At 37.5% G+C, this 15,196-nt stretch carries 14 protein-coding genes; 9 read left to right on the top strand and 5 right to left on the bottom strand.

Going from position 1 to position 15,196, the window contains the following annotated elements; translation table 11 throughout:
* Positions 1 to 249: 249 nt before the first annotated feature.
* Together folB and AC1DYB_RS25880 are read left to right on the top strand one after the other, a co-directional pair.
* Positions 250 to 609, top strand: coding sequence for a dihydroneopterin aldolase (folB, locus tag AC1DYB_RS25875; protein WP_477439250.1), 360 nt, complete (start codon positions 250 to 252; stop codon positions 607 to 609).
* A 1-nt stretch (position 610) separates the two neighbouring features.
* A complete protein-coding gene (locus AC1DYB_RS25880) occupies positions 611 to 2,008 on the top strand; it encodes an FAD-binding oxidoreductase (RefSeq protein WP_477439252.1) in 1,398 nt (465 codons plus the stop codon).
* A gap of 82 nt (positions 2,009 to 2,090) precedes the next feature.
* Here AC1DYB_RS25880 and AC1DYB_RS25885 read toward each other — a convergent pair whose 3' ends face one another.
* Positions 2,091 to 2,537, bottom strand: coding sequence for an acyl-CoA thioesterase (locus tag AC1DYB_RS25885; protein WP_477391861.1), 447 nt, complete (start codon positions 2,535 to 2,537; stop codon positions 2,091 to 2,093).
* A gap of 133 nt (positions 2,538 to 2,670) precedes the next feature.
* On the opposite strand from AC1DYB_RS25885, the gene AC1DYB_RS25890 reads away from it, so the two are divergent.
* The 5 genes from AC1DYB_RS25890 to AC1DYB_RS25910 all read left to right on the top strand — a co-directional run bounded on the left by AC1DYB_RS25890 (position 2,671) and on the right by AC1DYB_RS25910 (position 7,924).
* Positions 2,671 to 3,111 (top strand): Hsp20/alpha crystallin family protein, encoded by a 441-nt coding sequence (locus tag AC1DYB_RS25890; protein ID WP_477439254.1) that lies wholly within the window; start codon positions 2,671 to 2,673, stop codon positions 3,109 to 3,111.
* A 947-nt stretch (positions 3,112 to 4,058) separates the two neighbouring features.
* Positions 4,059 to 5,402, top strand: coding sequence for a PhoH family protein (locus tag AC1DYB_RS25895; protein WP_477439256.1), 1,344 nt, complete (start codon positions 4,059 to 4,061; stop codon positions 5,400 to 5,402).
* Between the two features lie 117 nt (positions 5,403 to 5,519).
* A complete protein-coding gene (locus tag AC1DYB_RS25900) occupies positions 5,520 to 6,179 on the top strand; it encodes an MBL fold metallo-hydrolase (RefSeq protein WP_477439258.1) in 660 nt (219 codons plus the stop codon).
* Between the two features lie 317 nt (positions 6,180 to 6,496).
* Positions 6,497 to 7,129 carry an HAD family hydrolase gene (locus AC1DYB_RS25905; protein ID WP_477439261.1) on the top strand — a complete coding sequence of 211 codons (633 nt, stop codon included), beginning with the start codon at positions 6,497 to 6,499 and terminating at the stop codon, positions 7,127 to 7,129.
* Positions 7,130 to 7,150: 21 nt separating this feature from the next.
* On the top strand, positions 7,151 to 7,924 hold the full coding sequence (locus AC1DYB_RS25910; RefSeq protein ID WP_477439263.1) for a DUF6438 domain-containing protein: 774 nt from the start codon (positions 7,151 to 7,153) through the stop codon (positions 7,922 to 7,924).
* Here AC1DYB_RS25910 and AC1DYB_RS25915 read toward each other — a convergent pair whose 3' ends face one another.
* Positions 7,925 to 9,406 (bottom strand): ATP-binding protein, encoded by a 1,482-nt coding sequence (locus AC1DYB_RS25915; RefSeq protein WP_477439265.1) that lies wholly within the window; start codon positions 9,404 to 9,406, stop codon positions 7,925 to 7,927.
* Between the two features lie 186 nt (positions 9,407 to 9,592).
* Between AC1DYB_RS25915 and AC1DYB_RS25920 the strand changes: the two genes are divergently transcribed.
* Positions 9,593 to 9,982: a hypothetical protein gene (locus AC1DYB_RS25920; RefSeq protein ID WP_477391854.1), complete on the top strand. Its 390-nt coding sequence runs from the start codon at positions 9,593 to 9,595 to the stop codon at positions 9,980 to 9,982.
* On the opposite strand, the gene AC1DYB_RS25925 is transcribed toward AC1DYB_RS25920, so the two are convergent.
* From AC1DYB_RS25925 to AC1DYB_RS25935, 3 genes are all read right to left on the bottom strand, one after another.
* Entirely contained in the window at positions 9,979 to 10,302 is a 324-nt protein-coding gene (locus tag AC1DYB_RS25925) for a hypothetical protein (protein ID WP_477439267.1), read from the bottom strand. The genes AC1DYB_RS25920 and AC1DYB_RS25925 overlap by 4 nt on opposite strands.
* A gap of 20 nt (positions 10,303 to 10,322) precedes the next feature.
* On the bottom strand, positions 10,323 to 10,793 hold the full coding sequence (locus tag AC1DYB_RS25930; protein ID WP_477439269.1) for a ferritin-like domain-containing protein: 471 nt from the start codon (positions 10,791 to 10,793) through the stop codon (positions 10,323 to 10,325).
* Positions 10,794 to 10,953: 160 nt separating this feature from the next.
* Positions 10,954 to 13,950 carry a PAS domain S-box protein gene (locus AC1DYB_RS25935; RefSeq protein ID WP_477439271.1) on the bottom strand — a complete coding sequence of 999 codons (2,997 nt, stop codon included), beginning with the start codon at positions 13,948 to 13,950 and terminating at the stop codon, positions 10,954 to 10,956.
* Positions 13,951 to 14,366: 416 nt separating this feature from the next.
* Here AC1DYB_RS25935 and AC1DYB_RS25940 point away from each other — a divergent pair, with 416 nt between their 5' ends.
* Positions 14,367 to 15,137 carry an enoyl-CoA hydratase/isomerase family protein gene (locus AC1DYB_RS25940; RefSeq protein ID WP_477439273.1) on the top strand — a complete coding sequence of 257 codons (771 nt, stop codon included), beginning with the start codon at positions 14,367 to 14,369 and terminating at the stop codon, positions 15,135 to 15,137.
* The last annotated feature ends 59 nt before the right edge of the window (positions 15,138 to 15,196 follow it).

The following is a 15,196-nucleotide window of genomic DNA, read 5'->3' on the forward strand; positions in this document are numbered from 1 at the left end:
CTTTATACTTGGTGAGCAAATATATAGCATTTAAAGTGGACTTAGCCAGCTCAAAATCGTTGTTTTTTGATACCAGAAGGCACATTATTCCAAAAACTACGTTTAAATTGTTTAAACATAGTTTTTGACCTTTGTATTTTTTAAAAAAGTTTTTATTTGATAAAAACAGCTCCGCGGCATCACGCTTTGGAAGGCGATTTTAGCGTTTGCAAGTCATCAAAAACCAACCAAAACCATTACTTTTGAAACATGATAACTATTGCCTTACAGGGTGCAGAGTTTTTTGCATACCATGGGTTTTATCCCGAAGAACAAAAATTAGGATGTCGGTTTTTGGTAGATATTGAAGTCGGTTTTAATCCCCAAACAGATCCGGCAGCGGATGAACTTAAGCACACTGTTGATTACGAAAAGGTATATAATATAGCCTGCGAAGAAATGAAACATCCTCGTAAACTAATTGAAACAGTAGGGCAGGCCATAATGGAAAAAATTCAAAAGAAGTATTCTTATGTAGAAACTATCTGTGTAACTATAAAGAAATTAAGCCCTCCATTATTGGGAAAAGTAGCTCATTCTGCAGTCACTATAAGATACGGCAAACAGTAATATGGAATATAATAAAGTATCGGCAGCAATATTAGCGAGTATAATAGCCATTGTTGGTAATGATGCTGTTTTAAACCAGCGCGCCGACCTGGAAAAATACAGCCATGATGAAACCGAGGACCTTGTTTATTATCCTGAAATTGTTGCAAAACCTCAAACCCCGGAGCAGGTTTCGGCATTAATGAAGTTATGCAACGAAAACCTGATTCCTGTTACACCGCGTGGAGCGGGAACTGGCTTAAGTGGAGGGGCTTTGCCTGTAAAAGGTGGTTTATTAATAGCCATGGAACGCTTTAATAAAGTACTGGAAATTGATGAACAAAACCTACAGGCCACTGTTGAACCCGGCGTTGTTACCGAAGAGTTTATGAACCAGGCTGCCGCAAAAGGGCTTCTTTACCCTGTGGATCCAGCCAGCAAAGGCAGTTGTTTTATCGGGGGCAATGTATCACACGGCTCTGGTGGCCCAAGGGTGGTAAAATATGGTACTATACGTGAATATATACTAAATCTGCAGGTTGTATTGCCATCGGGCGAAATTATTTGGACAGGAGCCAATACCCTGAAATATGCATCGGGTTATAACCTTACGCAATTGTTTATAGGCTCGGAGGGTACACTGGGTATCATTACCAAAATTGTGGTAAAGCTAATTCCGCTGCCAACGCTTGATGCGTTAATGCTGGCTTCTTTTGCTACCAATCAGGATGCTTGTGCTGCTGTATCAGCCATTTTCAGGGCGGGTATTACACCATCGGCCCTTGAGTTTATGGAGCGCAGAGGGGTAGAGTGGGTTAAAGAGCATGATGATATCGCCTTTAATCTGCAGGATGGCATCCAGGCCTTTTTGTTGATTGAAGTAGATGGAAATAACCAGGATGTGATATTTGTCGATTGCGAAAAGATCAACACTGTTTTAGAGGTCCATGATTGTAAAGATGTGCTCTTTGCCGACTCAGCTGCACAAAAGGAAGAATTATGGCGTATGCGCCGAACCATGGGTGTATCTGTAAAATCAAACTCTGTTTATAAGGAAGAAGACACTGTTGTTCCGCGTGCAGCATTACCGCAATTGATAAAAGGAATAAAGGAAACAGGTATCAAATACGGCTTTGAATCAGTATGTTATGGACATGCAGGCGATGGCAACCTTCACGTAAACATCATCAAGGCCAATATGAGCGATGAAGACTGGAACACCAAACTTAAATTTGGCATAAAAGAGATCTTTGAACTAACTGTAAGTTTAGGCGGCACCCTCTCCGGCGAACATGGCATTGGCCTGGTTCAAAAAGATTTTATGCCCATAAAATATTCAGAAACTCATTTCGCTTTGTGGCGGGGAATTAAACAAGTGTTTGATCCGAATGGTATTTTGAATCCGGGAAAGATATTCTGATGTGCGGATATGCGGAGTTTAGATGTGCAGATGATTGGGCCATGTGTTAATTCATCTGCACATTTGAAATCTGCATATCTAATTAATTAGTATTCAATATCAATCTTGGCTCATCATAGGCTATCATACTCCGGCGTTCGTTAGGCGGAATAGATACTGATTTATTGGCAGCGTAATCATAACTGATACAAACGGTTTTACCAGTAGTTACAATTTCTTCACCCTCCGGAGTTATCCTTACCAATACGTGCATTACATCAAAACTACTGTTACCTATCCTAATGGTACGCACGTAGCAGGCAATCTTATCTTTAACAGTGATTTGTTTAAGATAATTAATCTCTGAGCGGCCAATGATAACCCCTGCATTGTTCCAATCCCAGCCTATAGCATCTTTCCAATAGTTGGTACGGGCAATTTCAAAGTAAGTTAAATACACCGCATTGTTAACGTGTCCCAGGGAATCTATATCCGAAAAGCGGATAGGTATGTCAGTTTTGAACTTGTAGTCGCTAAGTTTTTCAGCCATTGATGTCAATTTGTCTGTATAAATTCATTGATTGCGACAAATCGTCATGCAATTCATTGATTTTACTTGTTGGTATAACAGTTGATTAATACTTCACGAAGTTAACAAAAACAAAACTTAGGAGACATATAAAATGACATTAGTAAAATTTAACAACGGATTAAAAAACAACGCAAGAGGTCCATTCTTTAATGATGTATTCGATTCAATTTTGAACGACTCATTCATTGGCGACAAATTGGTAGCTCGTATTCCTGCGGTAAACATTGCAGAAACCGAAAATGAATTTCAAGTTGAATTAGCTGTACCTGGCTTAAAGAAAGAAGATTTCAAGATTAATTTAGATAAAAACATCTTAACTGTTTCATCTGAAAAGAAAACCGAAAATGTTGAAGAAGGCAAAAAATTCAGCAAACGCGAATATAGCTACAACTCATTCAGTAGGTCATTTACTTTACCAGAAAGTGCCGATCATTCAAAAATTGAAGCTGATTACACTGATGGGATATTGACATTAACTATTGCTAAAAAAGAAGAAGCTAAATTTCAATCAAGAGAAATAGCTGTAAAATAATTAAAGACTGTTTTCATAAAGTAGTTAGTTTGGTTTGAAGGCCGTTCCATTTTGGGGCGGTCTTTTTTTTGGCTTCAACTCTCATTTATTAATCATTATACCTCATAACGGCTACACCTGTAATTTATAAAAACAAAGAAAAGAAATACGAGGGCGATACCTCACACGGCGATATGTTTGGATGAAGTTGCAGTAGGTAAATTACTCCCTAAACAAATAGCTTAATACAATTACTTGCTTTAGTCTGTAATATTTTCTGATTAATATCAAGGCCATTTCACTGACAAAAATTACACTTTTTTAAATTTTACGCTTTTTTTGAATTTGCACTAATAGGAATTTCAAGTAATATTGTTAATAACTTTCATGTTAATAACATTGGATTTCTATCAATTATATTGCAATTAACTATCAGTAAATCAATCACTAATGCGTGTTTATAAACTCACTTCAAAATGTTAATAACTTGTTAATAATAAATTATTTTTTTTCTTGACAAAGATGCCATTTAGTCCCTATATTGTAATCATCAAGAACGACGTACTTTGATAACCTTTCAGGATTACAGAAATTGAATCGGGTAGACCTTCGGGAACGCTAAAGATCAAAAGAAGTCCCTGAGTCACATGAAAAAAAGAAAAATACGAAAGTATTTGAAAAAAGATTGCGATTAAAGGAGGTACTGAGAACGATGCGGGGCTTCACGGAGACCCAAAACAGAATCAGGGATATTGCAGCAATCAACAGTTCGCAAGAACGACCGATGAAAGCTTATCGATCATGATACACAAAACTTGGTACTGCTGGGAAACTACGGTGGAACAGTGGTTTGGAAACGGGAGCTCAAATCGCAAGAGGAGACTCCCGTTTTCGCTTTTATAAGGTTTTTTTGCTCATAATAGTATTTTCATTTTGAACAAACCTTAAAAAACCTAATTTAGTAGGATATGAATAAGGACGGCCAGCGTAACCAGAAGAAAATATTCGTTTTAGATACTTCAGTGATCCTTTACGATCATAATGCCTTTCAAAATTTTCAGGAGCATGATGTAGCCATACCTATCCAGGTATTGGAAGAACTTGACAATAAAAAGAACGGTAACGATACCCGTAACTTTGAGGCACGCAGCTTTATCCGCCTGATGGATGACTTGTCAAAAAACAACCTGATGAATGAGTGGATTCCGCTTAATGGTAAAAGCAAGGGTAGTTTTAAAGTGGCCATGGATATTAAAACCGTTACTGCAGATGCAGTGGAGGTTTTTGGATCTGATAAAACCGATCACCATATTTTAAACGCTGCTTTAGGTTTGCAGGAAGAGTATCCTCATAAAAAGGTAGTACTTGTATCTAAAGATATCTGCCTTCGCCTTAAAGCCAAAGCCCTTAACCTGCACGCCGAGGATTACGAAACCGGTAAGATCAAAAACCTGGCAGAATTATATACCGGTAAAACTGATATTGATAAGGTAACAGAAAAACTGATTAACCAGCTTAATAAACAAGAAAACCTGCCCGCCCAAAGCCTGGATATACCAACTTATACCAATAATCACTTTTATATTTTAAAAGGAAAAAAGGGTGATGTATCTGGTTTTTATAATGCACAAACTCAACAATTAGAAAAAATAACAGAGCAGCCTGTATTCAATATCAATCCGCGCAATATTGAGCAGGCTTTTGCTATTCATGCGCTTTTGCATCCCGATATTAAATTGGTAACCATACAGGGCAATGCGGGCACTGGTAAAACCTTATTGGCCCTGGCCAGTGCGCTGGAGCAACGGAAGTATTACCGGCAAATATTTGTTACCCGCCCCATTGTGCCTTTGAGCAATAAAGATATTGGCTTTTTACCCGGCGATATTAAATCAAAGATTGACCCTTACATGGCCCCAATATGGGATAACCTTAAATTTATTAAAGATCAGTTTGCTGATGATGATAAAATGCAGGCAAAAATTGATGAACTGGTAAGTAACGATAAAATATCCATAGCACCTTTGGCCTTTATCCGTGGCCGTACCCTAAGTAAAATATTCTTTATAGTAGATGAAGCGCAAAACCTCACCCCGCACGAGGTAAAAACCATCATTTCCCGTGCTGGCGAAAACAGTAAATTTGTGTTTACCGGCGATATTTATCAGATTGATACCCCATACCTGGATGCAGAGAGTAATGGTTTATCCTATTTAATAGATAAGGCAAAAGGCCATCCGTTGTATGCACATATTACCCTGCAAAAAGGGGAGCGCAGCGAGTTGGCTAATTTGGCTACGGAGTTACTTTAAACACGATTAAAATATTTTGTATGATTTACTGGATTTTTTAATTCTATGAAATAAAAACCCTTCGAATCTTTTAATTGTATTTTAAATAGATGTGGCTAATCGTATAAACAATCGTGTATGAAAATAAGTAAATACCTCCATTCCTGCCTTGTTTTTGAACTGGATAATTATAAAATATTGTTTGATCCCGGTAAATTTTCTTTTTTTGAAGGATTGGTTACCCCTCAAATGTTTAATGATGTAAAGGCCGTGGTAATTACCCATATTCATCCCGATCATTATGACGTTGATATTTTAAAAAGCATTCTTGAATTAAGTGGCGCCATAGTCATCACCAATAGCCATGTAGGTAAAGATCTTGATAAAGCTGGTATTGTTTATACGCTTTTTGAAGAGGGGACAGCAAACTTTGGCCCTTTTATATTGAAGGCTTTCCCGGTTACTCATGAACTCATTATGGATAACCCACTGCCACAAATGACGGGCTTTATTATTAACGATAAGGTGATGCATCCGGTAGACTCAATGGAAGATAAATTATTAGAATACAAGGATATTGAATTGTTACTCATGGTAACTATGGCGCCATTCGCCAATGAGGTACGGATTTCGGGTTTCGCGGATAAGCTTCAACCCAAACAAATATTACCGGTTCATGATGGTTATGCTAAAGAGTTTTTCATCAAACAACGTTATGCGGCCTACGTAAAACATTTCGAGAAACAAGGCATCAAATTTCATGAGCTTTATAAAGTTGCAGATTATATAACCATTTGATAGTTAAAATTTATCCCGTCAGAAATCGCTATTGATAATTGCACCAATTAAAGACTATATGAAGTTGTTGGTTTTATGAGGGAGAAAGCCAATACAGGCAATTATTATTAACGCACGGCAATCTGATCAATAGGCGTGAAATAAAAAAGTCCCCGCTTCTTACGGCGGAGACCTCTATGGAACCAACCTCCTGCTAAGCTGGCCCACATTAACCTTATCACACTGCTAAGGTGAAAATTAATCATGAAGAAAACATGAACTTAGTTTTGCAGCTTAGGTTAATTTTACATCTTTAACAAAAATGACAAAATACTTTTATGCAGAAACCCGATAGCCTGATCTTCGACATGGACGGAACCCTTTGGGACGCCGTTGATACTTATACCGATTCATGGAACCTCACCTTTGAAAAACACGCTATAAAAAGAACTATCAATAGAGACGACCTAATGGGACTGATGGGAATGGAGGGTAAAAAACTCACCAAAATTTTAATGCCCGATTTTGATGATGATAGAGCATTCAACATTTATCTTGATGTGAATGAAACCCGCCGCCAAATTTTACCAAAAAGCGGGGGCAATATGTACAGTGGTGTTACGGAGGGAATAAAGCAGCTATCAACAAAGTATAAACTATTTATATTGAGTAACTGTGCTGTAGGTATTATTCCGCTGTTTATTAATTGGGCAGGTATTGGGGATGATATAACAGATTTTATCGCTTATGGCGAAAACAATATGCCAAAACATTATAATATGCGTTTATTGATTGATAAACATCAACTTGGAGAGCCGGTTTACATTGGCGATACACAAGGTGACGCTGAACAGACAAGCATGGCGGGTATACCTTTTATATTTGTAACCTATGGTTTCGGTAAAACTGAAGATTATCAATATAAGTTTGATGATTTTGAATCGTTAACTACTTACTATATGGATTTGTAAAATACCCTGAAATTAAAACAAATGATAAAATACTGTATTTCTTTATTTTTATTGGGGTTGATGTTTTGCAGTGCAAAAGCTCAAAAGGTACAGTTGGATTCGATCCGTTGGATCAATAAGGATCTGGGAAATCTTTATTTTATTAAAGGTCATGTATATTTTAATTTTGTTGGGGATGATAAAGAAAAATCACATTATACAGTGGTAAAGGATACACTTATCATGTCGGATATTTATACGTCCAGCGCCGATAATTTTAAGGTCAAGCACAAAACTGATTTCAAGTTCCAGATCAGGAATCTCACAACAAGCAGGCTGTACTTAAAACCTATAGATTCAAATGCCACTAAACTGGCAGGTAATTTAACCTATGAATTTACCAATTTCAAAAACAGCTATGATAAAGAAATCAAGTTTTCAAAAATTCGCTTTTTATCATCTACCTGCCATGGTGACTGTCCGCAACTGGAAATTTCAATTTGGGCAAATGGCGATTATCGTTTAAGAGGAGGGGAGTATGCCGATCCTTACAAAGGCGAGTATGAAGGCAAATTATCTGCAGCTCAGCTTAATACTTTAAATTACTGGCTTAAGCACAGTGAGTTAAAAAAAATGTATAACTGGCAGCAACCCGAACAGGTTACTGATGCGCCTAATTATTACTTCGAAATAGAGTTTGAGAATAGCAAAAAAAAACTGAGTATTACCACAAATAAACCACCTTTAAACGTCATAGACCTGGTGCAGTTTATGGTATCATCTTATAAAACGGTTAAACTAACCCCCATAAAGTAATCAGACGGGTAAGCTAAAATAAAATGTTGAACCTAAGCCCTCGGTACTTTCAACCCATATTTTACCGTTATGGCACTGAACAATCTCACTGGATAAATAAAGTCCAATACCAAACCCCGATACGTTCTTTATCTTTTCATTATCTACCCTATAAAAACGTTGGAATACTTTTTTTTGGTCTTTATGCCTAATGCCAACACCTTCGTCGGTAACCGCAACTTGAATATCGCCATTGGCAATATGGCTCTTTATTGTGATTTTACTTCCCTTTGCAGAATATTTTACCGCGTTACTTAAAAAGTTACTTATTACCTGGTTGGTTTTTTCCCTATCGGCATTAACATTTAATACATCTGTACCATTAAAAACCACCGTATGGTTAATGTTTGATTGCAGCAATTCTGTAATACAGTCGGCTATTAATTTGTTCATGTCAAACACTACCAGGTTGAGTTGTAGTTTACCAGATTCAAGCCTCGACAGATCAAGAAAGCCGTGAATTAATTCGGTCATTTTATTAACCTGGTTGTTTACTTTAGTTAGCGCGTTGTTTACAAATACATCGTTAGCAGGCGCCATTTTTTTTATTAATATCTGTATATATGTTTTGATAGAGGTTAGCGGCGTTTTTAATTCGTGACTTGCCATCGCTATAAAATCATTCTTCCTAATTTCATCGCGTTTGCTCTCGCTTATGTCAATTACAGTCCCTAACATACGCAGTGGCTTTTGCTGTTCATCACTAACTAATTTACCTTTGATGCTTAACCAGTGAGCGCTGCCATCTGGCCAGGTTACACGTATTTCATAGGCATAGTTCCCTATTTTAGCGGATGTGTATATGGCATCCATAATAGTTTGCTGATCTTCGGGCGGTACCTGTGTTTCAAATGCCTCCCGCGCCGATAATAAAGTTTCGGGCGGGTGGCCCAATAATTCCACCAATTGGGGAGAGCATACGCGTTGTTCATCTTTAAAATCCCAGTCAAAGGTTGCAAAACCCGTAGCTTCTGCAGCCAGCCGAAGGCGATTTTCGCTCTCCTGCGCAGCCTGTTTTGCATTTACCTCGCCGGTGATATCGGCAATGGTATTTAAAATATACATAACCTTACCATCACCACAAAAAAAGGGCACATTACTACATGACCAGTACCTGATATTGTAATTTCCGGTTTCAGGATCTCTCGTATCATACCGGTATGTTGGGATATCTATTTTTTGGCCTGTTTCCAGTACTTTATTAAATGTTTTACGGGCGCTGGTTTCATCTTTTGGATCGTTGTCATCATCAGGGAAAACCCGAAAAAAACTTTTACCTATAATTAACTCCCGGGTAGCATTGGTTATGGTAAGATAAGCGTCGCTGGCTGCCATTATAGTAAAGTGCGGAGCATCTGCCTTAACTAATAAAGAACCCGGCGACTTTTCAAAGATGATCTGGAAAATCTCATCAGGCAAGGTATTCAGCGAATCAACAGACATTTTTTTGACAGATTTTAGGATTTGTGAGTTAAAGTTAGAATTTAAACTCACAATTTATAATTATTAGTAATAATAAATTGTGTTTGCTACAATGAATAATATATGATATACATAAACCTTTATTTTTATTTATATTATATGGTTCATCCTAAGTTTTAGTAGCTTTAAATGATTAAAATATTATCCATGAAAACCCGCACTAAAACTATTCTACTATTAATTATACTGCTATTATTAGCGGGCTTTTTTTACTATCGTTTTTATTTTGTTTTTGGTGAAGGGGCAAAGGCTGGTACCATGAATTATTTTGTAAAAAAAGGCTATTTATTTAAAACATACGAAGGCCGGTTAATACAAAATGGTATCCGTACACAAACACAGGGAACTATTGCATCAAATGAATTTATGTTTTCAGTTACCAATGAGAAAATTGCACAGCAATTAAACAGCAATGCCGGTTCATATCTCGAACTCCATTATAAAGAGTATCTGCATACTTTACCATGGAGAGGGGTAAGTGTATTTGTTGTAGATAGCATTATATCTGCAAAGCCAATAAATCCTGTAACACCTTAATAAAGTTTATCAGCCTTGCCAGAGTTGGGTGTTTCTATTTTGCTGAGATTGTAGCTCAGTTCTCCACCTTTATTAATAGCTTTTATCAGGCCTTTATTAAAAAGATATTTAAGTACATCTTCGGCATTTTTTTGATGAGTAAAAGGAGGTGTTGCCGGTTCCAGTACACTTAGTTTTATGGCAACTTCATTTGCCGTAGCCTCCTTTAACTGGGCTAAAGCATATATAACGTTATTTTGAACACCTGCGCCGGCATCATATTCATGCGGAACGTGCAGGGGCTTGTAATCATCAAAAAAGGATTGATCGGAGCTGTTCATTTGCTTACGGATAATTGAATTTATACAGTTACTGTATCCCTCAAACTTTTAATAGCGTCATGCGATGCTTTAAACCCATTCAATTGATAAGCAAGTAAATTTACCACCTTATCATCTTCCCATATCAATTCTTTATCATCCTGTGCCTTACGATAAGCTTTGATGATTACATCTTCACCATATTCGCAATCGGCTAAAATACCCTGCTTATCTTTATTGATAAAAGCAGCTTTAACATTTATCCAGGTGTGATAGAATTTGCCGGATAAGGATGTTCCATCAGTTGGACTACCACCTAATACAAGAATATATTCTTTTAACTCGGTAACATAATTTTTGCTTTGATCAATGCATTCATTAAAAAGCAGCGCAAGCCCAGTTTCGTCGATACTTTCCAGGGCCTTCTGATATCCGGCAATACGGTCGTTATTTATTTTAATCAGATCGTTAAGTGCCGATATTTGATGTTGAATATGCTGTAAAACTCCCATAACTAATTGAATTGCGTTTGCACAAATACAACATTTAATGGAAGTTAATGTTTTGAAGTTTTATAAAAAGGAGTATACAACAAAATACGAAAAATATAAATGACGATGACAGATTTATGTTTTCCTGGCTCCGGATGTGTTTAGCATATCCCTTTCAACTTTAGGCAATTTCAACAGGCAAAGCAAAGCAAAACGTGGATCCTTTTCCTTCAACGCTATTTACCCACATTCTGCCACCTTCACGCTTAATTATCTCTGACGATATGTACAATCCTAAGCCCAACCCCGGGAACGTATGCTGCTTATCACCACTTACCCTGTAAAACTGTTCAAATACCCTGTCTTTTTTATCCTGAGGTATACCAATACCAAAATCCTGTACACAAACTATCGCTTCCTTGTTTTTTAACTGAGTACTAATGATGATCTTATCCGTATGCGGAGAATACTTGATTGCGTTGGTGATAAGGTTGGTAATTACCTGGCTTATACGATCCTTATCAGAATAAATCTTACCTGTTTCGGTAAAGTCATCTATCAATTTGTGTTTTTTGGTAGTATGTTGCAAATCGTCAAGTGTTTCTTTTATTACCTGGTTAAAATCAAACCAAACCTTATTAAACTGTAGCTTTCCTGAGTTTATCTTGGTAACATCAAGCAAATCACCAATAAGATTTGTAAGGCGATTTACCTGGGCGTCCATTCTTAGTACCATATCGGCTTTTTTATGTTCACCCTCTTTGTTCAGCATAGCTCCTAACACCTGCGCATAGGCTTTTATACTGGTAACCGGTGTTTTTAATTCATGGCTGGCAATACCCAAAAAGTCGTCTTTTTGGCGCTGTAGTTGTTTTTGCTCATCAATATCGGTGTTTGTGCCAAACCATTTAATAATCTTACCATCTATGATAAACGGCAGAGCCTGGGCAAGATGCCACTTATAAACACCATTTTTATCTTTTAGCCTAAACTCGTATTGATAAATATTCGCGGTTTGTAAGGAGTTTGTCCATGCTTCAATACATCCATCCTGATCGTCTGGGTGCACCATTTTTAACCAGGCTGGCCCAATGATCTGCTCTGAAGGTAAAGCAAAATAATCGACGGCTCTTTTATTTACATAATCCAACTCTCCATCAACCCTGGCTGTCCATAATTGTACGGGCATAAAGTCAGTAACAAATTCAAACTGTTTTATTTGGTCATTAAGTTCGTCATTCGTTAAATTCAGTTGCTTATCTACAAGGGTTTTATCTGTAACATCGGTACAGGCACCAATATAGCCCGTAAATTTACCGTCGCCATTAAACTGTGGATTGCCGGTAGCAATGCACCAGCGTATTTCACCATCATGGCGTATCAGCCTAAAATCAACTTCATAATTGTTACGCGATACAATATCATCCATGAACTTCTTTTCGGCGCGCAGCTTATCTTCCGGTAAAATTGTTTTTAGCCAACCAGCACCTAAATGTTCTTCGAAGGGCTTACCTGTCCAGTCTATCCAGGTTTTATTTACATAAGTGATGTTCCCATTTTCATCACACATCCACAAAGCGGCAGGAGACGCATTAGTGATACTTTTCAAGAGAAACTCACTATCTGTTACCGCCTTTTTATCAGCTATCTCTCTGCGCAAATCTCTTGCTATGGTCGCTCTGCCTTGCGGTTTACCGGTTGTTGAATCATAAACCAACATGGTTGTGCCGTATACAGGTATTGCGTCACCGGTTTCAAAATGGCGGTAGTTTATTTGGCCCGACCATTTGCCATCTTTCATAAGTGCCTTATTAACTTCATTAGCTATTTTGGCAATATCTGCAGGTATTACATACTCACTGTTATGTCTTTGCAGATCCTGCTGAGATTGTATTCCCAGCATTGACCGGCCGGCAGCATTTACATAGCTTACATTGCCCTCAAGATCTGATAAACTCACAAAATCTGAACTATGATCAATTAGGGTTAAAAGTTTATACTGTTCATTATGTGCCGCCTTTTCGGGCCTCAGATCACGGGCTACAGAAGCCATTCCGATAGATTGCCCCGTTTCAGGGTCATCAATACGAAAGCAGTTTAAATAAACAGGAATAGGTTCACCGGTTTTAAAATGACGGTAACGTAATTCGCCATTCCAGTTGCTGTTTGATTGCACTGTAGGAATGAGTTCATCAGTTACTATTTGAAAATCATTTGACCAAAAATAATCTATGCCGGGCCTTGTCGCTTCCGCTGCAGTCTCAATTCCCAACATCTCATATCCTGATTTGTTGATATAGCTAACCATAGCGTCCATGCCACCAACGGCTACCACATCGGCAGTATTTTCAATAAGCGAAAGCAATTTTTGCTGCTCCAGCCTGTTTCTCTGTTCGCTTGTAACGTCCTGTACAATGCCCGCAAAACGCCATAAGTCATTATCACTGGTAAAATAGGCCTTGCCTTTACATCGAATCCAATATTTCAGGTTTCCATTGTCATCTATAGTTCTGAAAGTAACATCATAATTGCCACCGGATTGTTGATTATAGGTATTTTGTACCGCCAACCTTACACGCAGTTCATCTTCGGGGTGAATATATTTAAAAATGCCACTGTAGGTTATTTCATCGCCCCTTGAATAACCACATAGTTCTTTACACCGCTCATCCCAGATTACAATTTTTTGTGGAGGGTACAAATCCCAGGTGCCAATTTCTGCTGCTTCTAAAGTAAACTGCTTTCTTTCTTCGCTTTCATTTAGCTTTAGGCGCATCAGAACCAGTTCGGTAACATCGGCAGCAGTATTTAATACACCCCAAACCTGTCCCTGTTCGTTTTTTATGGGGGTAAATACAAAATTGAAATAAAATATCTCAAGCTTCCCATTTACAACCAGGTCAACACGCGCTTCTTTGGCTTCATAAGCTATGCCTGTTTTATATACATTATTAAGAATATCAAATATTACTTGAGTTTTCAGCTCGGGCAGCAACTCAAAATACAGTTTATCAATAACATCATCGCCTTTGCCGTAGATACTAATTATAGCTTTATTGGCTATTTTTATTTTCATATCGGCACCCACGTACAAACCGACAGGACTTGGTGATTCTTCAATTAGGGTACGAAAAATATTTTCGTTATTCACAAAATTATGTTCAATAGCATTGCTCATTTAACGGGTATAGTTTATAAATATAGGCCTTAAATTTTTATCATTTTAAGTAAATGAACAGCAATTACGGACTTTTGTTATTAACTGTAAATAATTAAAACATATAAATCGGCTGTGGGGTAATAAAATCACAAAACAGCAATTCAAGCAAAACAATTTTGTACAAAAAGATACAGTATCCTACTTGATTTTTTTATGCCTTACATCAATACGGAAATCATGAATACAGGATAGTAAATAAGAAAGAAGTAAACAACGCGAAGCCAATGTCTCTATTTTGAGATGGTTTTAAGCTTTTTGTTTTTTTCTTCTTTTCAATTTATTTCAATTGAAAATTGCAGTTAAGTTAAATACTTCTGATATTGAGCAAGTGTTGTTTTAAAACCATTAGCCCTCACATAAATTTATAATGAATTATGCCCCCCAACGATAACGGAAATGTCACCATCTTAAACCAGGATGGCGTAGCTGTCATCAGCTTTTTTCATCCTTCCCAAAATTCTCTTCCATCAAATTTATTGCAAGAACTTGTTGATAAAATCAATCATGCCGGTAATGATGCCGGGGTTAAGATAATTGTAATCAAAAGTGAAGGTGACCGTACTTTTTGCGCAGGAGCGAGCTTTGATGAGCTGCTACAAATAAAAGATAAGGATACCGGCACGCAATTCTTCTCGGGTTTTGCCAACGTAATTAATGCTTGCCGTAAATCTTCAAAGATAATTATAGTTCGGGTACAGGGTAAAGCTGTTGGCGGTGGGGTAGGCCTGGCTGCCGCTGCTGATTATTGCCTTGCCAGCGTATCTGCATCTATCAAATTAAGTGAGTTGGCAATTGGTATTGGTCCGTTTGTAATATCACCCGCGGTGGTTCGTAAAATAGGGTTACCGGCATTTTCACAGCTTACTTTAAGGGCTACAGATTTTCAAACTGCTCAATGGGCAAAAGATAATGGTTTGTATAATGAAATTTATGAAGATATAGCTCTCCTTGATGCATCGATTGATGAACTGGCAAAAAAGCTGGCTTCATATAATCCTGCCGCCTTAACCGCTCTAAAACAAATACTTTGGGAAGACACCCATAATTGGGATGACTTACTGAATAAACGAGCGGCAATAAGCGGAGAGTTGGTACTATCTGAGTTTACACAGCAAGCTTTACAAAACTTTTTTAATAAAAAATAGAAGTTCGCTGATATTATTCAAAAGCAGAACAGATTTGTTTTTGATATTTGCATAAATAC

The sequence above is a fragment of the Mucilaginibacter sp. P2_A4 genome, assembly GCF_056405015.1.

What these genes read in the sequence shown, in the direction of transcription:
- folB (WP_477439250.1), top strand. Translation starts at nt 250, where the DNA reads ATGATAACTATTGCCTTACAGGGTGCAGAGTTTTTTGCATACCATGGG.
- AC1DYB_RS25880 (WP_477439252.1), top strand. Translation starts at nt 611, where the DNA reads ATGGAATATAATAAAGTATCGGCAGCAATATTAGCGAGTATAATAGCC.
- AC1DYB_RS25885 (WP_477391861.1), bottom strand. Translation starts at nt 2,537, where the DNA reads ATGGCTGAAAAACTTAGCGACTACAAGTTCAAAACTGACATACCTATC.
- AC1DYB_RS25890 (WP_477439254.1), top strand. Translation starts at nt 2,671, where the DNA reads ATGACATTAGTAAAATTTAACAACGGATTAAAAAACAACGCAAGAGGT.
- AC1DYB_RS25895 (WP_477439256.1), top strand. Translation starts at nt 4,059, where the DNA reads ATGAATAAGGACGGCCAGCGTAACCAGAAGAAAATATTCGTTTTAGAT.
- AC1DYB_RS25900 (WP_477439258.1), top strand. Translation starts at nt 5,520, where the DNA reads ATGAAAATAAGTAAATACCTCCATTCCTGCCTTGTTTTTGAACTGGAT.
- AC1DYB_RS25905 (WP_477439261.1), top strand. Translation starts at nt 6,497, where the DNA reads ATGCAGAAACCCGATAGCCTGATCTTCGACATGGACGGAACCCTTTGG.
- AC1DYB_RS25910 (WP_477439263.1), top strand. Translation starts at nt 7,151, where the DNA reads ATGATAAAATACTGTATTTCTTTATTTTTATTGGGGTTGATGTTTTGC.
- AC1DYB_RS25915 (WP_477439265.1), bottom strand. Translation starts at nt 9,406, where the DNA reads ATGTCTGTTGATTCGCTGAATACCTTGCCTGATGAGATTTTCCAGATC.
- AC1DYB_RS25920 (WP_477391854.1), top strand. Translation starts at nt 9,593, where the DNA reads ATGAAAACCCGCACTAAAACTATTCTACTATTAATTATACTGCTATTA.
- AC1DYB_RS25925 (WP_477439267.1), bottom strand. Translation starts at nt 10,302, where the DNA reads ATGAACAGCTCCGATCAATCCTTTTTTGATGATTACAAGCCCCTGCAC.
- AC1DYB_RS25930 (WP_477439269.1), bottom strand. Translation starts at nt 10,793, where the DNA reads ATGGGAGTTTTACAGCATATTCAACATCAAATATCGGCACTTAACGAT.
- AC1DYB_RS25935 (WP_477439271.1), bottom strand. Translation starts at nt 13,950, where the DNA reads ATGAGCAATGCTATTGAACATAATTTTGTGAATAACGAAAATATTTTT.
- AC1DYB_RS25940 (WP_477439273.1), top strand. Translation starts at nt 14,367, where the DNA reads ATGCCCCCCAACGATAACGGAAATGTCACCATCTTAAACCAGGATGGC.